Source organism: Aestuariispira insulae, from assembly GCF_003385955.1.
GTDB lineage: Bacteria > Pseudomonadota > Alphaproteobacteria > UBA8366 > Aestuariispiraceae > Aestuariispira > Aestuariispira insulae.
In genome coordinates, this window is the sequence record NZ_QRDW01000001.1 from 806,843 (window position 1) to 832,695 (window position 25,853).

Here is a 25,853-nt window from a genome sequence, read left to right on the forward strand (position 1 = left end):
GCCGCGGCTTTCTTTGCCGAGGCTTTTTTGGCGGAGGCCTTTTTCGCCGCTGTTTTCTTCGCAGCCGCCTTCGGCGCTTCTGTGGCTGCCGGTTTTACCGTTTTGCCAGCCTTTGCCGGCGCCGATCCGACTGCATCCTTGACCCGCGCATTCACAATGGCACCGTCCCGGGTGACCAGCGAGCCCGTGACAACCTCATCTTCCATATCAAAGGTCAGCTGCCCTTTTTCCTGATCGATCATCGGTGTCAGGAAATTCAGCAAGTTTTTGGCAAACAGCTGGCTGGCGGTTTCCGCCAGGCGGCTCGGCACATTGGCATGGCCGATCAGGGTCACCCCATGCTTTGTAACCACTTTGCCAAACTCACTCAGGGGACAGTTGCCACCGGCCTCAACCGCCAAATCGACAATCACGGAACCGGGCTTCATGCTTTTCAACATATCCTCGGTCACAAGAACCGGTGCCGGTCGGCCCGGGATCAGGGCCGTGGTGATCACGATATCCTGCTGGGCAATGGTCTTGGCGATCAATTCCGCCTGTTTCTTTTTGTAACCGTCGGACATTTCCTTGGCATATCCGCCGTCGGTCTGCGCCTGGAGGAATTCCTCATCCTTAACCGCGACAAATTCGCCGCCCAGACTTTGGACCTGCTCTTCGGTAGCCGGGCGAACATCGGTCGCGCTGACAACGGCTCCCAACCGTTTGGCGGTCGCGATGGCCTGCAGGCCGGCAACACCGACCCCCATGATGAAAACCTTGGCCGGTTTGATGGTGCCGGCTGCGGTCATCATCAGCGGCATGGCGCGGCCAAAATGCTCCTGGGCATCCAACACCGCTTTATAGCCAGACAGGTTCGCCTGGGAGGAGAGCACGTCCATGCTTTGTGCCCGGCTGATGCGCGGCACCAGTTCCATGGCAAACAGAGACACCCCCTTTTCCGCCAGCTGGCCAACCAGATCCCCTTCGGTCAGGGCATTGGCGACACAAGCCAGAGACTGGCCCTTGGAGAATAAAGCGATCTCGTCATGGCCTTCCGCCGCCGTCATAGGCCGCTGCACCTTCAGGACAATATCGGCCCCCTTACAGGTTTCGGCTGCGGTCTTGGCGATGCTGGCACCGGCCTGGACAAAGATGTCGTCCGACAGGCTGGCCGCATCTCCGGCCCCTGTTTCCACAATGACCGAGGCGCCAAGCGAGATGAATTTCGAGACAGATTCAGGTGACGCAGCCACACGTTTCTCATGCGGCCGCCGTTCCTTGAGAATGGCGATCTTCATAAAATATAAGCCCCACTGTTCAATCTTTGTTGCATTGCATTATCACAACACAACATTTTACACGCAATAGGGTGCCGCCCGTCTTTTTCATACAGTTCGCGCACCAGGTCTCCGCAAAACCCCGGACGACTGTTATACACTGATTTTCCTCTTTGAATAGGGTTCCACAGTGAATTTTTGGCGGTGCGGCAAAATCACACAGGAATCATGTCACTACCGATCCATTCAGTCGCAATATTATTATGGCAGCGCACAAATGTGATCACATAGAGCCAATTGGCTTGATAAATTGATCCAGACCGGCACTTGCATGGAGCCATTTTGAGCATTACCTCAGGAAGCAGACTGGAAATCCGTGCGCAGCTGAAGATCGTGCGGCCAAGAGAAACGGGAATTTAGAGACATGATTGAAAAACGCGACTTTTACATCAACGGGAAATGGGTCAAGCCGCAAACGCCGCGCGACCTGGATGTGATCAACCCCTCCACGGAAGAAGTATGCGCCGTTATTTCTCTGGGCGACCAACCAGATACCGATGCCGCCGTTGTGGCCGCCCGCGCGGCCTTTGACAGCTGGAGCCAGACCCCGGCTGAAGAGCGCCTGGCCCTGATTGAGAAGCTGGCCGACATTTATGAGCGTCGCAATGATGAGATGGGCGAAGCAATCTCGCTGGAAATGGGTGCGCCGATTTCCATGTCCCGCGAGGATCAGGCCGGATCCGGCAGCTATCACATCCGCAACTTTATCCGGGCATTCAAGAATTTCACCTTCGAGAAAACGCTCGGTGACCATGCCCCGGACAATAAAATCCTGATGGAGCCGATCGGGGTTTGCGGTCTGATCACACCGTGGAACTGGCCGATGAATCAAGTGACACTAAAAGTGGTACCCGCTGTAGCCGTCGGCTGCACTGTGGTGTTGAAACCCTCCGAGATCGCGCCGCTATCTTCCATGCTGTTTGCGGAATTCATGGATGAAGCCGGTTTCCCGGCCGGGGTCTTTAACCTGGTCAATGGCGATGGTCCTGGGGTCGGTTCCCAACTGTCCGGCCACCGGGATGTGGATATGATCTCCTTCACCGGCTCCACACGCGCCGGCTCTGCCATCACCAAGAATGCGGCCGACACGGTCAAGCGCGTCAGCCTGGAATTGGGCGGCAAGGGTGCCAATATCATCTTTGAAGATGCCGATGAGAATGCGGTAAAACGCGGCGCACGCCATTGTTTCTACAATACCGGCCAATCCTGCAACGCGCCGACACGCATGCTGGTGCATCGCTCCCGCTATGACGAGGCGGTTAAAATTGCAGGCGAGATCGCAGCCTCCACCCAGGTCAACCGCGCCTCCGAAGAGGGCCGTCATGTGGGTCCGGTCGTCTCCCAGCTGCAATATGACAAGATCCAGGCCCTGATCGAAAAAGGCATTGAAGAAGGTGCGGAACTTGTCGCCGGCGGCCCCGGCAAGCCGGACGGGCTGGAAAATGGCTATTATGTCAAACCGACCGTCTTTGCCGGTGTTAATAACGATATGACCATCGCGCGCGAGGAAATCTTCGGCCCGGTCCTCTCGATCATCCCGTTCGACAGCGAAGAGGAAGCCATCGCCATCGCCAATGACACGGTGTACGGCCTGACCAACTACATCCAGACCACTGATGCGGAAAGGGCCAACCGGGTGGCGCGCCGCCTGCGTTCCGGCATGGTGGAGATCAATGGCAAAGGCCGTGGGCCTGGCGCACCCTTTGGCGGCTACAAACAATCCGGCAACGGCCGCGAAGGCGGCATCTGGGGCCTGGAGGACTTCCTGGAAGTGAAATCGGTGAGCGGCCTGGCCATTGACTGATCCTTGTGCGTGAACGAATTAGGAAAAAGGCGGAAACTTCCTCAGTTTCCGCCTTTTCTCTTAGTTTCCTCTCCATTCCCCAGCCACAAATTCGAGAAAAACAATCTTAATTTCGCCATAATATTGCATTCAAGTAGAACAAAATAAGTACTTACCCCAATCAAGACCGCCCGCTCAAAAAGGGAACTTCTCATGAAAAACCTGCTGCTCGTTGCCTTGTTCATGATGTCACACCTCCTATCATCCACTGCCACCGCTCGCGATGCCTCAGAAGGTTTCCAAGCCTATCAGGCGGGTGATTTTGATCGGGCACTGGCTATATGGCACCCTTTGGCAGAAAACGGTTCCCCGGATGCCCAGTTCGGCCTGGGGCTTCTATACCGGCATGGCCAGGGGGTTGAGAAGAATTTCGATCAATCAATCGAGTGGTTGGAAAAAGCGGCTGAACAGGGACAAGCAGATGCCCTGCTGGAACTGGGACTTTCCTATGCCATGGGTATTGGCCGCCGCCCTGATGAGCAAAAGGCCCAAGAATATTTCCTCGCCTCTGCCCGTAAAGGCCAAGTTCATGCCCAGATCAACACCGGCTATAGCTATCTGCATGGTATCGGCACTGATCAGAATTATGAGCAAGCCGTCCATTGGTTTCAGACAGCGGCCGACCGGGGCAACGCAAATGCGCAATATGAACTAGCCATGCTCTATGCTCACGGCAAGGGCACGGCCATTGATCTCCCAAAGGCCAACGCCCTTTTCCAGGAAGCCGCGCAGCAGGGGCATCGCGAAGCCCAATATAATATCGGTTACAGCTATCTGAGCGGCAAAGGTATTGAAAAAAACTACGGCGCTGCATTGAAATGGTTTGCCGCCGCCAGCCAGCAAGGTTCCGTTGACGCCCTATTTGCAATGGGAACCATGGCAAATGCCGGCCTTGGCGTTAAGGCTGACAAAATCCAGGCCCATAACTGGTGGACCATCGCTGCTATTGAAGGCCACCCGGAAGCCCCCAATGCCCTAAAGCGGTTGGAGGCAGAGATGACAGCAGAAGAATTGGAAGCGGCAAAGCGGGAAGAAGAGCGCTGGAACCCGCCCGCAAAGAACTAAGAATTCCGCAGCGACAGGAAGCACTCCCCTTTCATCGGATCAGGCTTCCTTTTCCAACTCATCAATGAAGCCCGCAATCACATCCAGCCCCTTGGACCAAAAGGCCGGGTCGGAGGCATCCAGGCCGAAAGGCGCCAACAGTTCCTTGTGCCGCAGGGTGCCGCCGGCGCGCAGCATGTCGAAATATTTTTCCACAAAGCCTTCATCGGCATTTTCATAAAGCGCATAGAGGCTGTTCACCAGACAATCACCAAAGGCATAGGCATAGACATAGAATGGCGAATGGATGAAATGCGGGATATAGGACCAGAAGGTCCGGTATCCTTCATCAAAGCATAAGGCATCGCCCAGGCTTTCCTCAGAGACCTTCATCCAGATATCGCCCAGCTGATCCGCTGTCAGTTCTCCTTGAAGACGGGCATCATGCACCTGGCGCTCAAAATCAAAGAAAGCCACCTGCCGCACGACGGTATTGAGCATATCTTCAACCTTGGCCGCCAGCATGGCCCGGCGTTTCTTCGGATCGTCCTCCTGGGACAGCATGCCTTTGAAGGTCAACATCTCGCCGAAGACGGATGCGGTTTCGGCCAGCGTCAAAGGCGTGTCGGACATCAAATGCCCCTGATCACCTGCCAGCACCTGATGCACCCCATGACCCAATTCATGGGCCAGGGTCATCACATCGCGGGTCTTGCCCTGGTAATTGAGCAAAAGATAGGGATGTGCGCTAGGCACAGTCGGATGGGCAAAGGCCCCGGACGCTTTACCAGGTCGTGCCGGGACATCAATCCATGCATTGTCGAAAAATTTCTGGCCAATCGCCGCCAAATCCGGAGAAAAGCGACCATAGGCTGACAGCACAGTCTCCTGAGCCTGATCCCAGGAAATAACGCCGTCATCCTCATCCGGCAACGGAGCCAGACGGTCCCAGTAATCCAACCTTTCCTGGCCCAGCCATTTGGCTTTCAGGCGGTAATAGCGGTGCGACAGGCGCGGATAGGCATCCTTCACGGCCGAGACCAGCGCATCCACCACCTCATCTTCCACATAGTTGGACAGGTTGCGTGCGGAAACCGGCCGGTCAAAACCGCGCCAGCTATCCTCAACCGACTTGTCTTTTGCCAATGTGTTGGTGATATGTGTGAAGATGCGGATATTGGCTCCCAACACTTTGCCGACGGTCTGCGCCGCCTCTTTGCGGACAGTGGCATCCTGATCATGCATCAGGTTGAGCGCTTCGGTGGCCGTCATCTCGCGCCCCTGGCAGGGAAATCGCAGCGAGGCCAATGTCTCATCAAACAAACGGATCCAGGCCGCTTTACCACTGACCGATTTTTCATGCAGCAGCTTTTCCAGCTCATCACTCAGCTGATGATCGCGCAAGGCGCGCACGTCACGCAGCCAGGGGCGATAATGGGCAAGCTCCGCCGCTTCATCCAGCATGCTGTTGAGGATGGCTTCATCCAGCCGGTTGATCTCCAGGGTGAAGAACAGAAGATGGCTGGAAATATCATTCACCTTTTCCTGGCAATTCTGGAAAAACCGCCCGATCTCCGAATCGGTCACGTCACCGGCGTAAACCAGATAGGCATAGCTCATGACCCTTGAGAGCGTTTCATCGAGATTTTCATATTCCCGGATCGCTTTTGCCAGGGCGGCGGCATCCAGCCCTGCAACCTTACCTTGATAGCGTGATGAAAATTCTTCTGCCTTTTCAAAGGATTGCACCATATCGTGGTCCAGCTCGGGGCTGTCCATTCCAGGATAGAGATCGCTCAAATCCCATTCCGGCAGATTGTCCAAAGTTTTTTCCATCACGACCTCTTTGCCCATCCGTCTTTACTCCATACGGTTTTGACAAGTATATGAATGGTTTCAGACAAGAGAACAAGCATCCGGCGCGAAGAAACCGAACCATCGGGAGCCGCACCGGCCAGCGGGTAATAAAACAGGACAGGAAAACAGCGTGCTGAATTACGACACGATCAAAAACTTGCCGGACATGTTTTTCACACAGGCCGAGAAATTTGGCGATGCGCCTTTCCTGTGGACCAAGAGAGACGGCAGCTGGCAAAGCCAGAGCTGGTCGGAGATCGCCGCGCGCGTATCAGCACTCAGCCGCGGGCTGCGGGCCAATGGCGTGAAACCAGGTGATCGGGTGATCATCCTCTCGGAGAACCGTCCCGCCTGGTTCATCAGCGATCTGGCTATCATGTCCACCGGCGCCATCACAGTGCCGGCCTATACCACCAACACGGTGGAAGACCATGTTCATGTCCTGAGCGATTCCGGCGCCAAAGTAGCCATCATTTCCGGCAAGCGCATGGCCAAGAATTTCATCCCGGCTGCCGTTCAGGCCGGCCTTGACCTGGTCATCACCATGGAGCCGATCGATCAAAAACCGGCCCAGTCGGTGGAGGTCCGTGAACTGGATGAGGTCACCGCACAGGGCCGCACCCAGCCGGATGATGTCCTTGAGATCGTCAGCGGGTTGAAACGAACCGATACCTGCTGCCTGATCTATACCTCCGGCACAAGCGGCACCCCCAACGGCGTAATGCAAAGCCATGGATCCATTCTGTGCAACTGCAAGGGCGCGGAGGATGTGCTCAAACACCTGCCGCGCTATGGCCAGGAAACCGAAGTGTTTCTATCCTTCCTGCCACTCAGCCATTCCTATGAACATTCCGCCGGGCAATTCGTACCGATCGGATTTGGCGCGCAAATCTATTATGCGGAAAGCATTGATAAGCTGGTCGCGAATATCGAGGAAGTACGGCCGACAATCATGGTTTCCGTGCCCAGGCTCTATGAAACCATCCGAGGGCGGATCCTGCGCGGCGCAGAACAGGCTGGCGGCCTGAAACAGAAGATGCTGTTAAAAGCTATCGCCCTTGGCCGCAAACGCTATGAAGATCCCAAATCCCTGTCCTTCATTGACCGGATTTTAGATGCTGTCCTGGAAAAACTGGTGCGCAAAAAGGTGCAAAACCGCTTTGGCGGCCGATTGAAAACCTTTGTTTCCGGCGGTGCGCCACTGAATTTTGATGTCGGCGTCTTTTTCCTCTCTATCGGCTTACGGGTTCTTCAGGGGTATGGCCAGACGGAATCAGGACCGGTGATTGCCGTCAACCGCTGCGAGTTGAACAATCTGCGCACCGTCGGCCCGCCGATGACCGATGTCGAGGTGAAGATCGCAGAGGATGGCGAAATCCTCTGCCGGGGCGAGTTGGTCATGAACGGCTACTGGAACAATCCGGAAAAATCAGCAGAAACCGTTGTCGATGGCTGGCTGCATACCGGTGATGTCGGTCACCTGAATGACGATGGCTATCTGGTCATCACCGACCGGAAAAAAGATATCATCGTCAATTCCGGCGGTGACAATGTTTCGCCCCAGCGGGTCGAAGGCATTCTCTGCCTGGAACCCGAGATCGGCCAATGCATGGTCTATGGAGACCAAAAGCCCCACTTGGTGGCCGCCATCGTGCCCGACGAAGAATTTATGGCAACCTGGCGCAAGGAAAGCGGCGCGCTTGATGACCAGCCCCTGGCCGAAGATCCGGCTTTCCGCCGGGCGATAAATGATGCGATCGAACGCACCCGCGCCCGGCTCTCCGTGATTGAACGGGTTCGGAAATTCATCATCATCGAAGAACCCTTCTCTGTTGAAAATGCCATGATGACCCCATCTCTGAAAATCAGGCGGCATATCGTCAAAGAAAATTACGGCGACCTCCTGGAAGCGCTTTACAAGAAATAACGCCGTCCCTGCGCGGCCTGTAACGAGAGTAGAATTTTATGAAGACACGTGTGCAATGGATCGACAATAACCGCTGGCTGGCCAATAACGAGTCTGGCCACGGCCTGGTGCTGGATGCTTCCATGGGTGAAGGGGATCCGCTGGGCCGGCTGGGCCCGAGCCCTATGGAACTGTTGTTGATGGGTGTTGGTGGCTGCTCCGGGATCGACGTCATCCACATCCTGAAAAAATCCCGCGAGCCGGTAACCGATTGCGTGGTCGAAATTGTAGGGACGCGGGCCGATACCGATCCCAAAGTCTTCACCGACATTCATATGATCTATACCGTGACCGGCAAAGGTCTCACCCCGGCCAAAGTAGAGCGCGCGGTTGACCTGTCCAAGGAGAAATACTGCTCTGCGTCTGTGATGATGGGCAAAGCCGCCAAAATCACACGCGAGATCAAGATCCTGGAAGCCGGGGAATGATACGCCGATGACGACAGACAGGGATATGGGGGGCAGTTCTCTTTCCGTGGGGTTGATCCCACTGGAAAAATTCACCCTCTCTCCCTTCTCAGCCTTTCTTGACGTCTTGCGTCTGGCGGCGGACAAAGGCGATAGAAGCGAACAGCGCAACTGCCACTGGTCGGTGATGGCCCCTGGCCATTCGCAGGTAACCGCCAGCTGCGGCGTAACCATTGCGACCGACCGTCAGCCCGCGAGCCCTGAGCGTTATGACTATATCGCCGTCTTCGGCGGCCTTTTACAGCCGCATTTTTCACTCGACGAACATACCCTGCTCTATCTTCGCAAGGCTGATGAGCTGGGCATCCCTCTAATCAGTGTCTGCAACGGCACCTTTGCGCTGATTGAAGCCGGATTGATGAAGGGACGGCGCAGCTGCATCAGCTGGTACCATCACCGGGATTATGTGGAAGCATTCGGGGAGATCCCCCTGGAAACCGACCAGCTCTATCTGGAAGATGGCAACCGGATCACCTGTGCCGGGGGCGCGGGGGCGGCTGATCTGGCGCTCTGGCTGGTCAACCGGCATATCGGGGATCGCTGGGCCCGGAAATGCCAGCGCATTCTCATGCTGGAAGAGGCCCGCCCGCCAACCCGTTCACAACCCCTGCCAGCCCTTTCAGCCAGGGTCAATGACCCCGCAGTGCGCCAGGTGGTTTTGACTATCGAGCGCACCTTATCCGAACCGATCACAACCGCCGATCTCGCCAGTGCGGTCAATATGAGCCGACGTCACCTTGAGCGGCGTTTCCGCCAGGAGATGAAAATCGGCGTGCAGGAATTTGTGCGCGATATGCGCCTGCGCATGGCCCATGACCTGTTGACCAATACCGGGCAAACGGTGACTGAGATCGCCTATGAATGCGGATTCAAGCACCACACCTATTTCACCGCGCTCTTTAAGAAGAAATTCGGTTTCTCGCCCAAAGAGTTCCGGGAACAGAATGCTGAACAGGAATAAAGCCTAGAAAAAAGGGCTCCCGTGTTGAACAGCAGCCCTTCTCTTTCCGTTGATCGCGCCAGGGCGCGAAATCAAACTCCGTGATACTCTTTGTACCAGTTCACGAAATTCGGAATGCCCTTTGAAATCGGGGTCGACGGCTCAAAGCCGAAATCATTCCGGATCGCCTCGATATCCGCATAGGTCGCGGGCACATCGCCAGCCTGCATCGGCTGGAAATCGCAATCGGCCTTGACCCCGGTCGCCTTTTCGATCTCACCGATCATATCCATAAGCTTTTCGGAGTTATTGTTGCCGATGTTATAGACCCGGTGAGGCGCCTTGCCCTCGGTTGCTTCCGGCGGATTATCCAAACAGGCAATCACCCCTTTGACGATATCGTCGACATAGGTGAAGTCGCGCATCATTTCGCCATTGTTGAAAACCGGAATCTTCTCGCCCTTCAACATTTTCGAGGTGAAAATATAGGCAGCCATATCCGGGCGGCCCCAGGGGCCATAAACGGTGAAGAAACGCAGGCCGGTCTGGGGAATCCCGTAGAGATGGGAATAGGCATGGCCCATCATCTCATCACTTTTCTTGGTTGCGGCATAAAGTGAAACGGGGGTATCCACCCGGTCATCCACGGAAAACGGCATTTTGGTATTGCCGCCATAAACGGAAGAGGAAGATGCATATACCATATGCTTAACACCGCCTTCCTTATGGCGGGCCAGTTCCAGGATATTCAGATGCCCTAGAATATTGGTCTCGATATAGGCGTGCGGGTTTTCCAGGCTGTATCGAACACCGGCCTGTGCCGCCAAATGAACGATCCGGTCAATATCCGGTCGTTCCTCAACCATCTTTTTCAGCGCATCCCGGTCAGTGATATCAACCTGGCGGAATTCAAAGCCGTTGCGCCCCACCAGGCGGTCACGCCGGGCATATTTGAGATTCACATCATAATAGTCATTCAGATTATCAATCCCGACGACCTTTTCTCCCCGGTCGAGCAGAAATTGTGAGACATGCATGCCGATAAAGCCGGCCGCTCCGGTAACGAGAACAGTCATGTGATTTGATACCCAACCATCTGTTTTGCGGCCCCGCGATTCGCGACGCCAGGAAATCGCGCGGCGAAGATATAACCCGTGATCCCGGCCTCTGACAAGGATCTAGGCCGCCTTTCAAAACGCAATTCAGAAGACTGAAACTGACTTTTACGTCAACGGAAAGTATGTTGACGCGGATTTTCCCGATTTATTCTGAAAGGCTTACCGCATTGCAGCAATAAAATTACCCGTCCTTGTAATAATATTTCTTGCAGTTTAGGTCAGTAATGCTACCCTATTATTGAGTACGAAACAACGCATGGCTCCGCTATAATTCCAAGACAGGTGCATAGAAACATAAGGAAAAGCACCGGTTGGCCAACGGCCGCCATGACATCGGGAGAAGACGGGATGAAACTCACCTCTGTTAGCCTGGAAGACAAATACACTCTGGAATCCGGACGGATTTTCACCACCGGTATCCAGGCACTGGTCCGGCTGCCGTTGATGCAACGCGCACGCGATATCAAGGCAGGCCTCAATACCGCCGGCTTTATCTCCGGCTATCGGGGATCGCCGTTGGGCGGCGTCGACCAGCAGCTTTGGAAAGCACGGAAATATCTCGAAGAGAAAAATATCCTGTTCCAACCGGGCATCAACGAGGATCTCGCCGCCACCGCCGTATGGGGCTCCCAGCAAAGTCAGCTGTTTAATGACAGTGAAGTCGACGGCATCTTCGGCATCTGGTACGGCAAGGCTCCCGGTGTCGACCGAACCGGAGACGTGTTCAAACATGGTAATGCGGCAGGTTCTTCCAAACATGGCGGTGTCCTGGTCCTGGCCGGTGACGATCATACCTGCAAATCCTCCACACTTCCCAGCCAGACCGAATATGCCTTCATGGATGCCATGATGCCGGTCCTGGCCCCGGCCGGCGTGCAGGAATATCTGGACATGGGCATTCACGGGATTGCGCTATCGCGCTATTCAGGCCTCTGGATCGCCTTCAAGACCCTGGCGGAAACGGTGGAGACCAGTGCCAGTGTTTACGTGGATCCGCACCGTTTGCAGATCACCATGCCAACCGATTTCGAGATGCCCGAGGGCGGTTTGAATATCCGATATCCGTTCCCGCCACTGGAGCAGGAGCAGATGCTGCATAAATACCGTCTTTATGCCGCACTGGCTTATGCACGGGCCAACAAACTGAACCAGACGGTCATTGACGGCCCGAACCGGCGCCTTGGGATTGTTACCACCGGCAAAAGCTATCTGGATGTGCGCCAAGCCCTGGAAGACCTGCAGATCTCTGAAGAATATGCCAAGGAAATCGGCATCAGCGTCTATAAGGTCGGCATGGTCTGGCCGCTGGAACGCGAAGGCATCCGCAAATTTGCCGAAGGCCTGGAAGAGATCATCGTGGTGGAGGAAAAACGCGCGGTCATCGAAAACCAGCTCAAAGAACAGCTGTACAACTGGCGCGAAGATGTGCGCCCCCGCGTTGTCGGCAAATTTTCCGAAAAAGGCGAATGGATTTTGCCCTCCGCCGACGAACTGACCCCGGCAAGGATCGCACGTGTCCTGGTTGACCGCCTGCGTGGTATGAAAGACGGCACAACGGCGGAGATGGAATCCCATTTCGGCAACCGCCTTGGCTTCCTGGAGAGCAAGGAACAGCAGCTGTCCAAACGCTCCGCCTCAATCAGCCGCCTCCCCTTCTTTTGTTCCGGCTGCCCGCACAACACTTCAACCAAGGTACCGGAAGGGTCACGGGCCCTGGCCGGTATCGGCTGCCATTACATGGTTCAATGGATGGACAGGGACACAAACACCTTTACCCAGATGGGCGGCGAGGGTGTGACCTGGGTCGGCCAGGCCAATTTCTCAAAAACAAAACATGTCTTTGCCAACCTGGGTGACGGCACCTATTTCCATTCCGGCCTGCTGGCCATCCGCCAGGCAGTTTCCGCCAAGGTCAATATCACCTACAAGATCCTTTATAACGACGCAGTCGCCATGACCGGCGGCCAACCGTTCGACGGGCCGTTGACCCCGTGGGACATCGCCCGCCAGGTTCATGCCGAGGGCATCTCGAAACTGGTGGTGGTGACAGACGAACCGGAAAAATACGGTTCAGGCGATTTGTTCCCGCCCCAGACCACGATCCATCACCGGCGCGAACTGGAAAAGATCCAGAAGGACCTGCGCGAAGTGCCCGGTACCAGCATCCTGATCTATGACCAGACCTGTGCGGCGGAAAAACGCCGCCGCCGCAAGCGGGGCCAGTTCCCAGACCCGGCTAAGCGCGCCTTCATCAATGACGCGGTCTGCGAGGGCTGCGGCGATTGTGGCGAGGTTTCCAACTGTGTCTCCATCGAGCCCAAGGAAACCGAATTTGGCCGCAAGCGCAAAATCGACCAGTCTTCCTGCAACAAGGATTATTCCTGCGTGGACGGTTTCTGCCCAAGCTTTGTCACTGTCCATGGCGGCAAACCACGCAAGGGCAGCGGTGCCGCCCAGGGGGCAGCCGACAAGGCCGGTGTGACCGATGTCTTTGAAACCCTGCCGGATCCGGTTCTGCCGAAACTGTCCAAACCCTACGGCATCATGCTGACCGGGGTTGGCGGCACCGGGGTTGTCACCATCGGCGCGATCCTGGGCATGGCCGCCCATCTGGAAAACAAAGGCATCTCCATCCTCGACATGGCAGGCCTGGCCCAAAAAGGCGGCGCGGTCGCCAGCCATATCCGGATTGCCGCCAACCCGGAAGACATCAATGCGGTCCGCCTGGCCGCCGGTGGCGCCAATCTGTTGCTAGGGTGTGACATGGTGGTCTCTGCCGGTTTTGATGCCATGGCCAAGACCGACCGGGAATTCACCAAGGCCGTGATCAACACCCATGAGGTGCTGACCGGGGCTTTCACCACCAATCCGGACATGAAATATCCCGGCCAGGAATTGCGGGAAATCATCACCGATGGCGTCGGATCGGAAAACACCCATTTTGTTGCCGGAACCGAACTGGCCACCGCGTTGATGGGCGACACAATCGCCACCAACATGTTCATGCTGGGATATGCCTATCAGAAAGGCTTCATTCCGGTATCAGAAGAGGCCATAACCGAAGCCGTCAAATTGAACGGAGTGGCTGTGGATTCCAACCTGCGCGCCTTCCTCTGGGGCCGCCGGGCTGCCCATGACCAGGAAGCCGTCCGCAAGATCATCGCCGTTGGCAAGAAACCAAAAACCGTCATCGCCAAAGCAGACAGCCTGGAGGAGATCGTCGATCGCCGGGTTGCGGAGCTGACAGAGTATCAGAATGCCGCCTATGCCAAACGCTATGCCGGCCTGGTGGAGCGGGTAAAAGAGGCTGAAACCAAGCTTCGCCCCAACAGCGACATCTTGGCCAAAGCCGTCGCCCGATACTACTTCAAACTGATGGCCTACAAAGATGAATATGAAGTGGCGCGCCTCTTCACCAAGCCGGAATTCATGGAACAGGTGAAGGAAGCCTTTGAAGGTGATTTCAAACTGCGTTTCCATTTGGCCGCCCCGCTGTTGGCGGAACGCGATCCCAATACCGGCGCGCCGGTGAAACGGGAATACGGGGCCTGGATGCTCGGTGCCATGAAAATACTGGCGAAGCTGAAGGGATTGCGCGGCACCGCCTTCGATATCTTCGGCTATACACAAGAACGCCGGCATGAGCGTCAATTGATTGACAGCTATGAGCAAACCATCACCAAACTGCTGGACCATCTCAAACGGGACAATATCGACCTGGCCGCCGAGATCGCTGCTCTGCCGGAACAAATCCGAGGATTTGGTCATGTGAAGGAACGCCATATCCAGGATGTGAAGGCCAATGAAGAGGCATTGATGGCGCGCTTCCTCAACCCTGAAAAGAATATCGCCCGCGCCGCAGAATAGGGCCATCGTGTATTGAGACCCCGACAGGGAGGTCTTCAAGGGGAAACAAACCCGGGAACGTCATACTCCGTTCCCGGGTTTGTTTTTTTTGGAAAATCCGTCATGGGCGCTCCGTCATGCCGCTGCATGGTGGCAGCCGATCCGGAACCGGCCTGTGTCAGGCTTTCGCTCCCAAAAATGATCATGGATGGCAAAGACCCCGGTCTGCACCATCGGTTCTATGATCCCAATGCCCAGCGCCAGCATCAGATCCCCGGTCAGGGCATAGGCAACACCGGTCGCCACCGCCAGATGGGTGACGCCATAACTCACTGTTTTGGCCAGAAGGCGCATGATCTCACCCCTCCCGCGCCGGCACGGTTTCCAGGAAAGGACGGTCAATGCCGCCCGGTATCGCACCATAGCCCTGTTCGCTAAGATATCCGAGGCATCCACAGGCGATATCATCCATCAATTGGCGCGATCCGGCCGCCGCCTCTCGCAATTTTGTCAGGCAAAAAAGATCATATTGGTCATTCATGTCGGCTCTCCTTTCAACGCAAAGGTAAGCCGCCCCCATTAATCCTCAAAATTGATTTTAATGAGGGTTGTTTTCGTTTTTTCCGATTAATGATAATAACCAGGAAACCATTTTGTCGATGGCCGGGATTAATAGCTTCCCGAAGCGTCGGCACTGGCCCGCGGAAGATAACGCCGGATAATCTGTTCTCGGCGGCCTGTTGCCCTGACCTGTTCGAAAGCATCCTGCCAGCTGGCGACGATTTGTGGATCGGCAGTTTTGGCAAAAACAAGATACAATTCGGCCTTTTTCAATCGGAAGACCGGTTTAATCTTATCGGACGCCATGCCGTTAATCCGTAATTGATAATAGGCGGACAGATCCGACAGATAAATTAGATCGACCCGCCCCATTGTCAGCATGACCAGTTGTTTGTCCGTTACGGTATAGGGCTGCAAATTTTGGAACCCGAGCGATTTCAAATAAACATGGGATCCGCCGCCATTTTGCACCAATATTGATCCAACATCCCGGGCCTCATCCAGGTTGTTGATCTCCATAGCAAACTGATCATTGCCGAACAGATAGTCCTGAACCTCAAACAACGGCCCGACCCATTGAAAATCTTCCTCACGGGTTGGAAGACGGGTGGTCGAAAAAAGCGCAGTATCCGGATCGGTCAGCGCCTGTTGATAAGCCCGTTTCCAAGGCAGGATTCTGGCTTTGAACGGTATCCCTAACATTTCTGACATGGCCCGGACCATGTCAGCGCCTATCCCCGTCAAACGCCCATCTTCCAGATAGTTGAATGGCGCATATTCTTCGGTCAGAAGATTCACCCTGACTTGCGCTTGTGCAGGGGTTGCAATAGACAAACATACGGCAAAGAGGATGAACAAACGCGGCATCGGCTTCCATCGGTCACAATTCGACAATTACGCCGTGATCATACTCTCCAAGCTGCAAAGAAATGCTTAACCGGTATGCCGGATCAAGCACCAGTCGTAATCTAATCATCCAGCCAGCGCATATGATGGATCATGTCGGACCGGACAAAACGCCGGCCGCCAATCACCAGATCGCGAATGCCGGATGGCTCGAGGGAATACCGCCCTTCTTCTACGTATCTCTTCAATTCCGGCCAGCTCCCGGCCCCTGTTTCAATTTGGCTGTCCGTTTCCTGATTGAACAGCTCCATATCAGAACCAAACTCCCATTTTCCAGAGCGTGTCCGAAGATAGACACTGGCCTCTGCCCCAGTGCCTGAATTGAAAAGAACCATATCCTCGGCGCCGTCTTCATTCATATCTTCCAGAAGGATGGCGCATCTGGTCTCAGTCGTCCCCTGTCGGACATAACAGTCTTCAAAACGCCATCCATGATAATCCAGCCACGCCCGGGCATCTTCTTCGGCAACAACCGCGTCTTTGGGGTAGATATCGATATAGTCGCTGACGAACAGCAAATCTTTTCGGCCCTTCCCATCCATGTCGGCAGGATGGTCCATCCTCATCCCGCCGAAATGGTTTTTAGTTTCTTCCGCCAGTGCCAGTTTTCTTTGAATGCGTTCGTTCGCCATCAGTTCCGGATCATCCTTGATCGATTGGAAGGCGGTTTGTCCCTCGGTCCCTAAATCAGTCAACAGATGTTCGAAATCAAATTCCTCCGGAATCACTTCGCCGTTTTTCAACCGGGCCAGCTGATCACGCGCGCTCAGTCCATAAGGCTCTATCACCGGCAGATGAACCACCAGGGCCACCAATGCCGTTCCCGCCGCCAGCAGCGGATTGAACCGGCAGACTGCGGTCATCCAATCCTGCTTTTTCCAAAGCACCGCCCCGGCATAGGCCAGCCCGTACACAAACCCGCAGATTGCCAGCGCCATCATATAAAAACGGGCCGGGGTCCAGCCATGCTGTCCAACCCGCTCGCTCAGGGCCAGAACCGCCAGGATGCCCAGAACCGGCAACAGGATGTTGGCCAGCATGACCAACCACCCGGCCGGACGCCAGAACCGGTTTTCCTCTTGGCCGGTCTGGATCGCCGCATTTTCAAACAGAATCAGAAGAAACAGGGCCGATAGGAGGATCCGGGAAGCAAACTGGGTATCCCAAAGCCCCATAACGCCGGTGAAGGGAAGAGCACTGAGAAACAGCAGAATCATCCCGGCCAGCAAAGGGGTTAAGAAGCCGGACAGGATCGTAACCAGCTTCAGCATCACCTGAATGATGCCGGATTTTTCCCGGGCCATGGCCAGCCCCAGCGCAAAAAAAGCAGTGGAGAAAGGCAATCCGAACCAGGCTTCATCGATCAGATCACCAAAAAACGAAATACCGATCATCCCAAACAGCGCAGCCAGCAAGGCCAGCAACAACCAACCCAAGCCGAGGAAGAACCCGGCAATCAATAATGTCAGCACATTGGTCCAGGCATGAAGGAACAACGGTGCATAGGAAAAACGTGCAGGGCCTTTTTCCTGCTGTCTTTGAAAAAATGGCAGTGAGATCGCCGCCACCGCCAGGCAGGAGAGATAATAGGCAAACTGAAATGTGCTGCCACCGTGGCTGCCGCGATAGGTGGCATTGGATATCAGGCTATCAAGACCGATCCAGGAAACCGAGAGATAATAGAGCCCCCCTAACAGCAATCCCATCCCTCCTGAGAAGGCCATGGCACTTTTCCAGGTTTTTCCATCCAGCACCAGCATGCAAACTGTCGGCGTGATCAGGAGGAACAGGAAGGCTGTATCCTCCAGCAGGCGCATGGCAGGGTCGATCAGTCCACTTTCCCGCACCAGATAGATCGCAACCCCCTGTAGCAGGCCAAGCCCAGCCAGATAGAAACGGATCCCGCTGTCTGCATGATTGGTCATTTGGCTTCCCCCCGCAAAACACGTTAATTTCTGGCAACCTACTGTTGGAAGATGGCAAAATCCAGGCAGAAGGTCCGCTGGGACTCACCTGTTATTTTTTTGTAAAATGAAACTTTGTCACCCTATGGTATCCTTTCCAGATTGGACGGTTATCTGAGATTTCTCTGATGATGAAGAATTCCTTGAGATGCTTCTTAATGTGTCTAAGTATTTTGGTCGCGACTGCCGCCCAAGGGGCCGACCAAGCGCGGACGATCACCATATCAACTGGTGAATACCCGCCCTATGCCTCAAAGGAATTCGTCCATTTCGGATTGGTCCCCCGCATCGTCAGTGAAGCCTTTGCGTCCGAAAATATCGAGGTCGAGTATCGATTTTTCCCCTGGGCCCGATCCTATGAATTGTCCCGGGACGGCATGGTGGATGCCACTGCCTATTGGTACTATTCCAAGGAGCGCCAGGCAGACCATATCTACAGTGATCCCCTGTTCGAAGACGTGATTGTCTGGTTTCACCGCAAGGATCTGGATTTTCAGTGGAAGAAGTTAGGAGATTTGACCGACTACCGGATCGGTGCAGTAAATGGCTACACTTATACACCCGAATTCTATGCCTTGATCAAACAGGGAATCCTATCCGTGGAATTCGTCAACCGGGACCAATTGAATTACCGGAAACTGGTGGGCGACCGGATCGATGCCTTTCCGGAAACCCTGGATACCGGGCTTTATTACATCCAGTCCAACCTGACACCGGCCCAGGCCGCGCACATCACCTATCACCCACAGCCATTTTCGAAAAAACGCACCTTTCTGCTGGCCCCACGGATAAAGCCAGAATCGGCTGAATTGATCCGTGCCTTCAACCGCGGCCTGGCCCGCCTTATAGCCGATGGCCGCTTCCAGCAATTCATCTCGGAATCACGTCTGGGCGGGTCTCTGCCGCCAATAAACTAAGATGGCCTCAGCTAAGATTCTGATTTTAAACATGAAAAACTGCGATATGATTATTTGAAAAAGAGCCATTGCCAGGAAGATGAGCGGCCTTGACGAAACTTAGTAAAAAACAACGGGAAAAACTGTTGGAGGCAGGCCGCCTGCTTCGGGAAGCGGAAAAACCCGTGCGGGTGCTTCGCACGGTTGGCTGGCCGCCGGAAGTCGCGGCAAAATTCTTCACCGACGGGGCAAAGGAGCTTCCGCGCCATGACTATGTTCCGGTCGATGACAGTCCGGTACAGGAAAAACTGGCAGCGGCGCGGAAACTGATCGATGGCGACAGTCCGGCCCATCTCTGGCTCACCCGTGCCGCCCAATCCCTGGAGACCGGGGCGCGCATGCTTTCCGCCGTCGGCACCAAGGCTTTCCATGACCATTCAGCAAGCCTGTATAAGACACCGGCTGCCCCCATGCTGGATGGCGAAAGCCGCCCATTGGACCTGGCCCTCCAGTTGGATGAAACTTTAGAGGCCTTCCGCCCCACCGATGGGCAGCCGCTGGGCACGCCGGAACCTTCCGAGGTGATGGGGGCTGATGAGCTGGCTGCGCGCATGCGCCCGGTAATTGAGCGTTTTTTTGGCGAAGAAGCTCCCGAAGTCACGGTGGTGGACAGCCTCTCCGCCAACGCGCTGGCCGGGCCCCGTGCCATCCGGCTGCGCCGTGGTGCGGCCTTTACGCCGCATGATCTGCAGCAATTGATCCAACATGAAGCCTTCATCCATGTAGCCACCTCGCTGAATGGCAAAGCCCAGGAAGACCTTCCGCTGCTGGCGGGCGGCCATCCGGGAACAACCCGGACCCAGGAAGGTCTTGCAGTCTTTTCGGAGATGATCACAGGTGCCATGGACCCAGCTCGGCTGCGCCGTCTGGCCGATCGGGTCATTGCGATCCAGATGTCCATTGAAGGCGCCGACTTCCTTGAGCTTTACCAGTTTTTCCGGGAACGCGGCAATGGCGAAGGGCAGGCTTTTGAATCCGCCAGACGGGTCGTGCGCGGCGGCCTGGTCACCGGTGGCGCCCCCTTTACCAAGGATGTGGTTTATCTGGAGGGCCTGTTGCAGGTCCATAATTTCCTGCGCGCCACGGTTCAGTTCGGTCGGCTGGATTGCTTGCACCTGCTTTTTGCCGGAAAGCTGGATGTTCAGGACCTGCCCGCATTGATCATGCTGGCGGAAAACGGCCTGTGCCGTTTCCCCCGCTTTTTGCCGCCCTGGGTGGTGGATTCTGGCTTCCTGATATCCTATCTCGCCTATTCATCCTTCCTAAATCGGGTGAACCTGACGAAGGTGCGCCAGCATTATCATGACATGCTGGCCCATATCCCAAAACTGGATATCCCGGTCCGGGAGAGCGACCCCTTCGTCCATGTAACCGTCGCAAGCACCAACGGCATGGATCTGGATTAACCGCCAAGCCCACTCATCACCATCCGTTACATGGTGAAAACCAACGGGGCGCACCCAACACCCGAAACAGAACGGCCCGTATGACCTCAGACGCATTTGAAAATTCGCAAAAAAAGGGAGCGAATAGTTTCGCTCCCTTGACATAAGCCTTAGTTTTTTGCGCTGACGGATCAGGCCATGCCAAGCGCCGACATATAGGTTTCCAGCAGGGCTTCCTGCTCGGCGCGGTCATTCTGGTCCATCTTGCGGATCTTGATGATCTGGCGAATGGTCTTCACGTCAAAACCGTCCCCCTTCGCCTCGGCATAGACTTCCTTCACATCTTCGGCCAATGCTGCCTTTTCTTCTTCCAGGCGTTCAATGCGCTCGATAATGGAACGCAGGCGCTCCCCGGTCACACCGGTGGCACCGGCGGTGCTTTCCACCTCGGCAATGGCTTCGGCAACATTCGGCTGGAAACCTTCGGTATCGGACATGCGTCACCCCTGTAATCAATCGGTCAATTCAATGTGCGGCCTTTGCCGCGAGGGGCGCACCTTAGCGAATGGCGGGTACCGGTTCAAACGGTTTCAAAAGGCCAAATGAGGCTTTTTTTGGCCCAAAGGGCGAATGATTGACCGAGGTCAATGCCTTGGCACCGTTTTGATGACAAATCATAACCATGACCGATACACAGCTCATCGCCAAATATTCCGGCCCCGTGCCCCGCTATACCAGCTATCCGACCGCACCGCAGTTCCATGACGGTGTGAAGGAAGCCGACTATCGCACCTGGCTGGCCGATATCCCGAGCGAGCGGCCCCTGTCGCTCTATTTCCACATCCCCTATTGCGATACGCTCTGCTGGTTCTGCGGCTGCATGACCAAAATAACCGAGCGCTATCTGCCGGTGACCAATTATCTGGCCAGGCTATTGCGCGAGATTGAGTTAACCGCAGAGGCACTGGGCACCAAACGCCTGGTCGAGCACATCCATTGGGGCGGCGGGTCGCCTACCATCCTGAAACCCGGTGACGTCCTGCGGCTGGCGGAACAGACCGCAAAGCATTTTGATCTGATGGACCGAACGGATTTTGCCGTGGAAATTGATCCGCGCGGTGTTACGCTGGACATGGCCCGGGCCCTGGCCGATGCCGGGGTCAGCCGGGCCAGCATCGGTATCCAGGATTTCAATCCCCTGATCCAGAAACTGATCAACCGGGTCCAGCCGTTTGATGAGACCAAGGAGGTTGTTATCAACCTGCGCCGGGAAGGGATTGCCAATATCAATCTGGACCTGATGTATGGCCTGCCTCACCAAAAGGTTTCCCATGTGGCGCGCACAGTGGAACTGGCGCTCAGCCTCACACCGTCGCGCTTGGCGTTGTTCGGCTATGCCCATGTGCCTTGGATGAAAAAGCATCAGCGCCTGATCAACGAAGAGCACCTGCCCGACGCAGCCCTGAGGCTGGAACAATCGGAATATGCCGCGCAGATGATCCTGGATGCAGGCTATGTGCGGATCGGGTTGGACCATTTTGCCCATCCGGAAGACGAAATGGCCATCGCCTATCAGGCAGGACGCCTGAAACGGAACTTCCAGGGTTACACCACCGACCAAGCGGAAAACCTGATTGGGTTCGGTGCCTCCGCCATCGGGGTCAGCGACGGCGGCTATGTGCAAAACCACACCGCGATCCACGAATATGAACGCAGCATTGATCACGGAAGATTGCCAATCGCCCGCGGGGTCGCGGTCAGCGGTGAAGACCACCTCCGCCGGTCAGTCATCCAGGAGTTGATGTGTCACTATGCTGTGGATCTGGATCTGCTGCTCAACCAGCATGACCCTGCATCCCCGGACGCACAGGAATTTTTCGAAAGCGAGCTTGCCGGAATGACCGATTTGATTGCTGACGGCCTGATGGAACTGGAAGATTCTATCATCACGGTGACAGAGGCCGGAAAACCATTCGTGCGTGTCATCTGCGCCCGCTTCGATCAATATCTCGGCAATGAAAAGGGGCGTCATTCCGCAGCGGTTTGACACAACCCTTGCCGGATGTGCCAAACCGAAAGGCTTCCCCCGCCTGAACAATAGGGGTAAGCTCCTGAAACAGTTTTATTTTCAGGGGTTCTCATGGCTTATTTTCAGGGATCTTTTGGGCTTGTCGTCATTTGCCTTCTGGCCTGGGCGATAAGTGAAAACAGACGTGCGGTTTCGTGGAAACTGCCGTTGGCAGGGATCGGGCTGCAACTTGTTATTGCTGCGTTGCTGTTGAAACTGCCCGTCTCGCGCGAGCTGTTTCTATGGATGAATTCCCTGGTGCTTGCCATTGAACAGGCCACCGAGGCCGGCACCAAACTTGTCTTTGGCTATCTGGGCGGCGGCCCCCTTCCCTTCGAAGAACCTTTCCCCGGTGCGGCCTGGATCCTGGCCTTTCGCGGCCTGCCGATCATCCTGGTGATGAGCGCACTTTCCGGCCTGCTTTTCTATTGGAAAATCCTGCCACTGATTGTGCGCGGATTTTCCTGGCTGCTGCGCCGTTCGCTCGGAATTGGCGGTGCGGTCGGTGTCAGTGCCGCAGCCAATGTCTTTGTCGGCATGGTCGAAGCCCCGCTTTTTGTGAAACCCTATCTCCTGCGCCTGACAAGGGCGGAGCTGTTCATGGTCATGTCAGTGGGCCTGTCCACGGTCGCGGGAACGGTCATGGTGCTGTATGCAACGATCCTGGGCCATGTCATCCCCGGTGTCCTGGGCCATATCCTGACCGCATCGATCATCAGTGCGCCCGCCGCATTGTTGATCGCACGCCTGATGGTCCCCGATAACGGCGAGGCCACCGAAGCGGACCGTATGACACCACCGGCGGAAGCCGACAGTGCCATGGAAGCGATAGTCAACAGCACCGGCATGGGGATCAAACTGATCGCCAATATCATTGCCATGCTGATTGTCATCGTGGCCCTGGTCTATCTGGTCAACCAACTATTCGCTTTCCTGCCCAATGTTGATGATACCCCGCTGACCATCCAGCGCATCACCGGTTGGATCTTCGCGCCGCTGGCCTGGCTAATGGGCATGAGTTGGAACGAGGCCCTCGTCAGCGGGGAGCTGTTTGGAACCCGTTTGGTGTTGACCGAATTTGTTGCTTATCTGGATATGAGCAAGCTGCCGATGGGAACCCTATCGGAACGCGCCAATGTCATCATGCTGTATGGATTATGTGGCTTTGCCAGCCTGCCCAGCCTCGGCATCATGATCGGCGGTTTGGGCGCCATGGTACCGGAAAGACGGGCGGAAATCCTGGAACTGGGTTTTAAATCCGTCCTGGCCGCCACCCTGGCAACCGCCATGACCGGCACCGTGGCCGGGTTGCTCAGTTTCTAGAGGATATAGGTAACTGCCAGATACAGACCACCGAATAAGATCGGCTGGTGCAGCATATAAATCAGCAGGCTGTGCCGGCCGGCCAGACCGCAGAGACGGAAGATCGCCTGATCAGTGCGCCAGCCGAGAATCCAAGGATGGGCCAACATCCAGCGCCCCAGGATCACCCCTGACAAGGATAGACCGAACCATGGAAAAACCGGCACATAATCTGAGGGCTGCCCAACCGGCCACCAGAGACCCAGCCAGGAAAGCCAGGGGGCGGCGAAAGCCTCTGAAAACAGCCAGAAAGGCCCCGACAGGAAGAAGGCTGTCAGACACAATATCAGGATCGACGGCAGACGCCCGAGCAACAACAAAAGCAAACTGGCCAACGCGATATGGTGCAGGATGCCAAAGTAAATGAAACTGCCTGGGTCCATCTGATAGGTTCCCAAGGAAATCACAGCGGCACAGGCTGCCACCTTTAACCATCGCAAGACAAAGGGTTTCGGCAGAATTCCCCTGGTTTGGACCAGCACAAAGGCAATGCCGGAAACCAGCAATATGGTCCCGGCGATGCTTCTAGCGAACCAGACCCAGAACGGATCTGACGTGATCTGAATATCAGCCAGCCCGAAAAAGCTGAGATCCCAGGAAAAATGGAAGACAATCATGGCCAGAATGGCCAGACCGCGTACCGCATCAACCAGATCATATCGGATGGTTGGCACCCGCCTCTCCCCTTTTCCCAGGCTCACAAGCGAGGCTTATCCTTCACCATGAGTTTTGGCGTGGGAGATCTCAAATTGGGCCAATTGCTCCGCACTGGCCTCTTTCTGGTATTTGGCCTTCCAATCGTCATAGGGCATGCCATAAATGATCTCGCGCGCATCATCATAAGTCATGTCCAGCCCTTTATCCTCAGCCGCCTTTCTGTACCATTTCGAGAGGCAGTTCCGACAAAAGCCAGCCAGATTCATCATGTCGATATTCTGCACATCCGTGCGTTCGCGGAAATGCGCCACCAGTGTGCGGAAAGCAGCCGCTTCCAGTTCAATGCGTGTCTGGTCATCCATGGACGCCATCTCTATCTCTCCCAAGAGTTCAATCAAACATCGGTTATATCTAATCAGATCCCAGCGGTTTTAAACCGGGATGTCATGCACGGTCTCGTCAATGAGCCAATCCACCACGTCATCCAGCGCCTGTTGCTCGGTTTTATTGGCCGCCAAGGCCTCGTTATAGACACGCACCTGATTGTCAGCACTGCTGCCGCGATGGAGGATTTCCCGCGCCTGCGCCACTTCCCTCACGCAACCCAGGATTTCCTGGTCTTCCGCCGTCAACTCGATCAACTCTTCCAGCAGATCCGCATAATCAATGATCTGAGCCTTGCCGAAATCAATCAGCCCCTGGGAAAAGCCATAGCGTTGCGCCCGCCAACGGTTTTCGTTGATCAACATATCGGAATACATGCGCCAGCGCTGGTTAGAGCGGCGCAACCGTTGCAGCATGGACAGCAGACAGGCATAGAGTGCTGCCACGGTGATGCCATCCTCCAGCCGGGTGCAGATGTCGGCGATCCGCATTTCCAGGGTCGGGAATTTGCAATGGGGCCGAATATCCCACCACATCTTGGACCCATCTTCGATCACACCCGCCTTGATCAGCATATTTAAGTGGCGCTGATATTCTGACCAGCTTTCAAACCGTTCCGGCAGGCCGGTGCGCGGCAATTCGTCAAACACCGCCAGACGGTAACATTTCAGGCCGGTATTATGGCCGCGCCAGAAAGGCGAGGATGTGGTCAGTACCAACAGATGAGGCAAAAAATAGGATACCTGGTTCAACAGATCGATGCGAGTATCATCATCATCAAAACCCACATGAACATGCATGCCGCAGATCACCAGACGCTGGGCCACCGCCTTCAGATCGTTGGCCAGCATGTTATAGCGTTCTTTATCCGTATGCTGCAGCTGCTGCCAATTGGCAGTCGGGTGGGTTGAGGCGGCAATCGGCGCAAGGCCATGGCGCCTGGCAGACCGGGCGACGGCACCGCGCATATGCACCAGTTTTTCCCGTGCCTCCCCGATCGAACGGCAGACTGCGGTGCCGACCTCCACCTGCGCCTTGAGGAATTCAGGCGTGGCAAAACCGATGGTTTCATCCACTTCCTTCAATACATCATTGATAACCGCTTCCTGGACACCGGTATCGCTGGTTAGCTGGCGCGTCTCGGGATCAACCAGAAGATATTCCTCTTCAATGCCGATGGTCAGACTGCTGATCTTCTTGGCCATGAAAGCGC

20 protein-coding genes and 1 pseudogene are annotated in these 25,853 nt (G+C 55.5%); 10 read left to right on the forward strand and 11 right to left on the reverse strand.

Going from position 1 to position 25,853, the window contains the following annotated elements:
• Nucleotides 1-41: 41 nt before the first annotated feature.
• A pseudogene (locus DFP90_RS04055) lies at nucleotides 42-1,277 on the reverse strand (Re/Si-specific NAD(P)(+) transhydrogenase subunit alpha); the annotation flags it as partial.
• 403 nt (nucleotides 1,278-1,680) lie between these two features.
• On the opposite strand from DFP90_RS04055, the gene DFP90_RS04060 reads away from it, so the two are divergent.
• Together DFP90_RS04060 and DFP90_RS04065 are read left to right on the forward strand one after the other, a co-directional pair.
• Entirely contained in the window at nucleotides 1,681-3,120 is a 1,440-nt protein-coding gene (locus DFP90_RS04060; RefSeq protein WP_115935107.1) for an aldehyde dehydrogenase family protein, read from the forward strand.
• A 192-nt stretch (nucleotides 3,121-3,312) separates the two neighbouring features.
• Entirely contained in the window at nucleotides 3,313-4,224 is a 912-nt protein-coding gene (locus tag DFP90_RS04065) for a tetratricopeptide repeat protein (protein WP_115935108.1), read from the forward strand.
• 39 nt (nucleotides 4,225-4,263) lie between these two features.
• Here DFP90_RS04065 and DFP90_RS04070 read toward each other — a convergent pair whose 3' ends face one another.
• Nucleotides 4,264-6,039, reverse strand: a complete 1,776-nt coding sequence (locus DFP90_RS04070; protein WP_245956952.1) for a M3 family oligoendopeptidase — start codon at nucleotides 6,037-6,039, stop codon at nucleotides 4,264-4,266.
• 151 nt (nucleotides 6,040-6,190) lie between these two features.
• Between DFP90_RS04070 and DFP90_RS04075 the strand changes: the two genes are divergently transcribed.
• Genes DFP90_RS04075 through DFP90_RS04085 form a run of 3 tightly spaced genes read left to right on the forward strand, consistent with a single transcriptional unit; the run spans nucleotide 6,191 to nucleotide 9,454 of the window.
• A complete protein-coding gene (locus DFP90_RS04075) occupies nucleotides 6,191-7,987 on the forward strand; it encodes an AMP-dependent synthetase/ligase (protein WP_342767791.1) in 1,797 nt (598 codons plus the stop codon).
• A gap of 38 nt (nucleotides 7,988-8,025) precedes the next feature.
• Entirely contained in the window at nucleotides 8,026-8,454 is a 429-nt protein-coding gene (locus DFP90_RS04080) for an OsmC family protein (protein WP_115935110.1), read from the forward strand.
• A 7-nt stretch (nucleotides 8,455-8,461) separates the two neighbouring features.
• Complete coding sequence (locus DFP90_RS04085) at nucleotides 8,462-9,454, forward strand: GlxA family transcriptional regulator (protein ID WP_115935111.1); 993 nt, start codon at nucleotides 8,462-8,464, stop codon at nucleotides 9,452-9,454.
• 71 nt (nucleotides 9,455-9,525) lie between these two features.
• Here DFP90_RS04085 and DFP90_RS04090 read toward each other — a convergent pair whose 3' ends face one another.
• Nucleotides 9,526-10,509, reverse strand: a complete 984-nt coding sequence (locus DFP90_RS04090) for an SDR family NAD(P)-dependent oxidoreductase (RefSeq protein WP_115935112.1) — start codon at nucleotides 10,507-10,509, stop codon at nucleotides 9,526-9,528.
• A gap of 390 nt (nucleotides 10,510-10,899) precedes the next feature.
• Between DFP90_RS04090 and DFP90_RS04095 the strand changes: the two genes are divergently transcribed.
• Entirely contained in the window at nucleotides 10,900-14,418 is a 3,519-nt protein-coding gene (locus tag DFP90_RS04095) for an indolepyruvate ferredoxin oxidoreductase family protein (protein WP_115935113.1), read from the forward strand.
• A gap of 114 nt (nucleotides 14,419-14,532) precedes the next feature.
• Here DFP90_RS04095 and DFP90_RS04100 read toward each other — a convergent pair whose 3' ends face one another.
• The 4 genes from DFP90_RS04100 to DFP90_RS04115 all read right to left on the reverse strand — a co-directional run bounded on the left by DFP90_RS04100 (nucleotide 14,533) and on the right by DFP90_RS04115 (nucleotide 17,789).
• Nucleotides 14,533-14,751: a DUF2061 domain-containing protein gene (locus DFP90_RS04100; RefSeq protein ID WP_115935114.1), complete on the reverse strand. Its 219-nt coding sequence runs from the start codon at nucleotides 14,749-14,751 to the stop codon at nucleotides 14,533-14,535.
• Nucleotides 14,752-14,755: 4 nt separating this feature from the next.
• Nucleotides 14,756-14,938, reverse strand: a complete 183-nt coding sequence (locus DFP90_RS04105; protein ID WP_115935115.1) for a hypothetical protein — start codon at nucleotides 14,936-14,938, stop codon at nucleotides 14,756-14,758.
• 128 nt (nucleotides 14,939-15,066) lie between these two features.
• A complete protein-coding gene (locus DFP90_RS04110; protein WP_181905176.1) occupies nucleotides 15,067-15,756 on the reverse strand; it encodes a substrate-binding periplasmic protein in 690 nt (229 codons plus the stop codon).
• 170 nt (nucleotides 15,757-15,926) lie between these two features.
• Nucleotides 15,927-17,789 carry a DUF4153 domain-containing protein gene (locus DFP90_RS04115; protein WP_115935117.1) on the reverse strand — a complete coding sequence of 621 codons (1,863 nt, stop codon included), beginning with the start codon at nucleotides 17,787-17,789 and terminating at the stop codon, nucleotides 15,927-15,929.
• A 197-nt stretch (nucleotides 17,790-17,986) separates the two neighbouring features.
• Between DFP90_RS04115 and DFP90_RS04120 the strand changes: the two genes are divergently transcribed.
• Complete coding sequence (locus tag DFP90_RS04120; RefSeq protein ID WP_181905177.1) at nucleotides 17,987-18,745, forward strand: substrate-binding periplasmic protein; 759 nt, start codon at nucleotides 17,987-17,989, stop codon at nucleotides 18,743-18,745.
• Nucleotides 18,746-18,834: 89 nt separating this feature from the next.
• Complete coding sequence (locus tag DFP90_RS04125) at nucleotides 18,835-20,190, forward strand: peptidase MATCAP family protein (protein WP_115935119.1); 1,356 nt, start codon at nucleotides 18,835-18,837, stop codon at nucleotides 20,188-20,190.
• Between the two features lie 170 nt (nucleotides 20,191-20,360).
• On the opposite strand, the gene DFP90_RS04130 is transcribed toward DFP90_RS04125, so the two are convergent.
• Nucleotides 20,361-20,666 (reverse strand): DUF2312 domain-containing protein, encoded by a 306-nt coding sequence (locus DFP90_RS04130; RefSeq protein ID WP_115935120.1) that lies wholly within the window; start codon nucleotides 20,664-20,666, stop codon nucleotides 20,361-20,363.
• 185 nt (nucleotides 20,667-20,851) lie between these two features.
• Between DFP90_RS04130 and hemN the strand changes: the two genes are divergently transcribed.
• Complete coding sequence (hemN, locus tag DFP90_RS04135; RefSeq protein WP_115935121.1) at nucleotides 20,852-22,216, forward strand: oxygen-independent coproporphyrinogen III oxidase; 1,365 nt, start codon at nucleotides 20,852-20,854, stop codon at nucleotides 22,214-22,216.
• A gap of 93 nt (nucleotides 22,217-22,309) precedes the next feature.
• Complete coding sequence (locus DFP90_RS04140; protein WP_115935122.1) at nucleotides 22,310-23,560, forward strand: NupC/NupG family nucleoside CNT transporter; 1,251 nt, start codon at nucleotides 22,310-22,312, stop codon at nucleotides 23,558-23,560.
• Here the strand turns inward: DFP90_RS04140 and DFP90_RS04145 are convergent.
• The 3 genes from DFP90_RS04145 to DFP90_RS04155 are packed head-to-tail and all read right to left on the reverse strand — an operon-like array spanning nucleotide 23,557 to nucleotide 25,845.
• Entirely contained in the window at nucleotides 23,557-24,273 is a 717-nt protein-coding gene (locus tag DFP90_RS04145; RefSeq protein WP_115935123.1) for an acetyltransferase domain-containing protein, read from the reverse strand. The two genes, DFP90_RS04140 and DFP90_RS04145, sit on opposite strands and share 4 nt — an antisense overlap.
• A 36-nt stretch (nucleotides 24,274-24,309) precedes the next feature.
• Nucleotides 24,310-24,627 (reverse strand): DUF1244 domain-containing protein, encoded by a 318-nt coding sequence (locus tag DFP90_RS04150; protein ID WP_218044564.1) that lies wholly within the window; start codon nucleotides 24,625-24,627, stop codon nucleotides 24,310-24,312.
• Nucleotides 24,628-24,687: 60 nt separating this feature from the next.
• Nucleotides 24,688-25,845: a carboxylate-amine ligase gene (locus tag DFP90_RS04155; protein WP_115935124.1), complete on the reverse strand. Its 1,158-nt coding sequence runs from the start codon at nucleotides 25,843-25,845 to the stop codon at nucleotides 24,688-24,690.
• Between the last annotated feature and the right edge of the window lie 8 nt (nucleotides 25,846-25,853).

Bases quoted from the DNA above. Each gene is read 5' to 3' on its own strand.
- DFP90_RS04060 (WP_115935107.1), top strand. From the start codon at position 1,681: ATGATTGAAAAACGCGACTTTTACATCAACGGGAAATGGGTCAAGCCG.
- DFP90_RS04065 (WP_115935108.1), top strand. From the start codon at position 3,313: ATGAAAAACCTGCTGCTCGTTGCCTTGTTCATGATGTCACACCTCCTA.
- DFP90_RS04070 (WP_245956952.1), bottom strand. From the start codon at position 6,039: ATGGAAAAAACTTTGGACAATCTGCCGGAATGGGATTTGAGCGATCTC.
- DFP90_RS04080 (WP_115935110.1), top strand. From the start codon at position 8,026: ATGAAGACACGTGTGCAATGGATCGACAATAACCGCTGGCTGGCCAAT.
- DFP90_RS04085 (WP_115935111.1), top strand. From the start codon at position 8,462: ATGACGACAGACAGGGATATGGGGGGCAGTTCTCTTTCCGTGGGGTTG.
- DFP90_RS04090 (WP_115935112.1), bottom strand. From the start codon at position 10,509: ATGACTGTTCTCGTTACCGGAGCGGCCGGCTTTATCGGCATGCATGTC.
- DFP90_RS04095 (WP_115935113.1), top strand. From the start codon at position 10,900: ATGAAACTCACCTCTGTTAGCCTGGAAGACAAATACACTCTGGAATCC.
- DFP90_RS04100 (WP_115935114.1), bottom strand. From the start codon at position 14,751: ATGCGCCTTCTGGCCAAAACAGTGAGTTATGGCGTCACCCATCTGGCG.
- DFP90_RS04105 (WP_115935115.1), bottom strand. From the start codon at position 14,938: ATGAATGACCAATATGATCTTTTTTGCCTGACAAAATTGCGAGAGGCG.
- DFP90_RS04115 (WP_115935117.1), bottom strand. From the start codon at position 17,789: ATGACCAATCATGCAGACAGCGGGATCCGTTTCTATCTGGCTGGGCTT.
- DFP90_RS04120 (WP_181905177.1), top strand. From the start codon at position 17,987: ATGTGTCTAAGTATTTTGGTCGCGACTGCCGCCCAAGGGGCCGACCAA.
- DFP90_RS04130 (WP_115935120.1), bottom strand. From the start codon at position 20,666: ATGTCCGATACCGAAGGTTTCCAGCCGAATGTTGCCGAAGCCATTGCC.
- hemN (WP_115935121.1), top strand. From the start codon at position 20,852: ATGACCGATACACAGCTCATCGCCAAATATTCCGGCCCCGTGCCCCGC.
- DFP90_RS04140 (WP_115935122.1), top strand. From the start codon at position 22,310: ATGGCTTATTTTCAGGGATCTTTTGGGCTTGTCGTCATTTGCCTTCTG.
- DFP90_RS04150 (WP_218044564.1), bottom strand. From the start codon at position 24,627: ATGGCGTCCATGGATGACCAGACACGCATTGAACTGGAAGCGGCTGCT.
- DFP90_RS04155 (WP_115935124.1), bottom strand. From the start codon at position 25,845: ATGGCCAAGAAGATCAGCAGTCTGACCATCGGCATTGAAGAGGAATAT.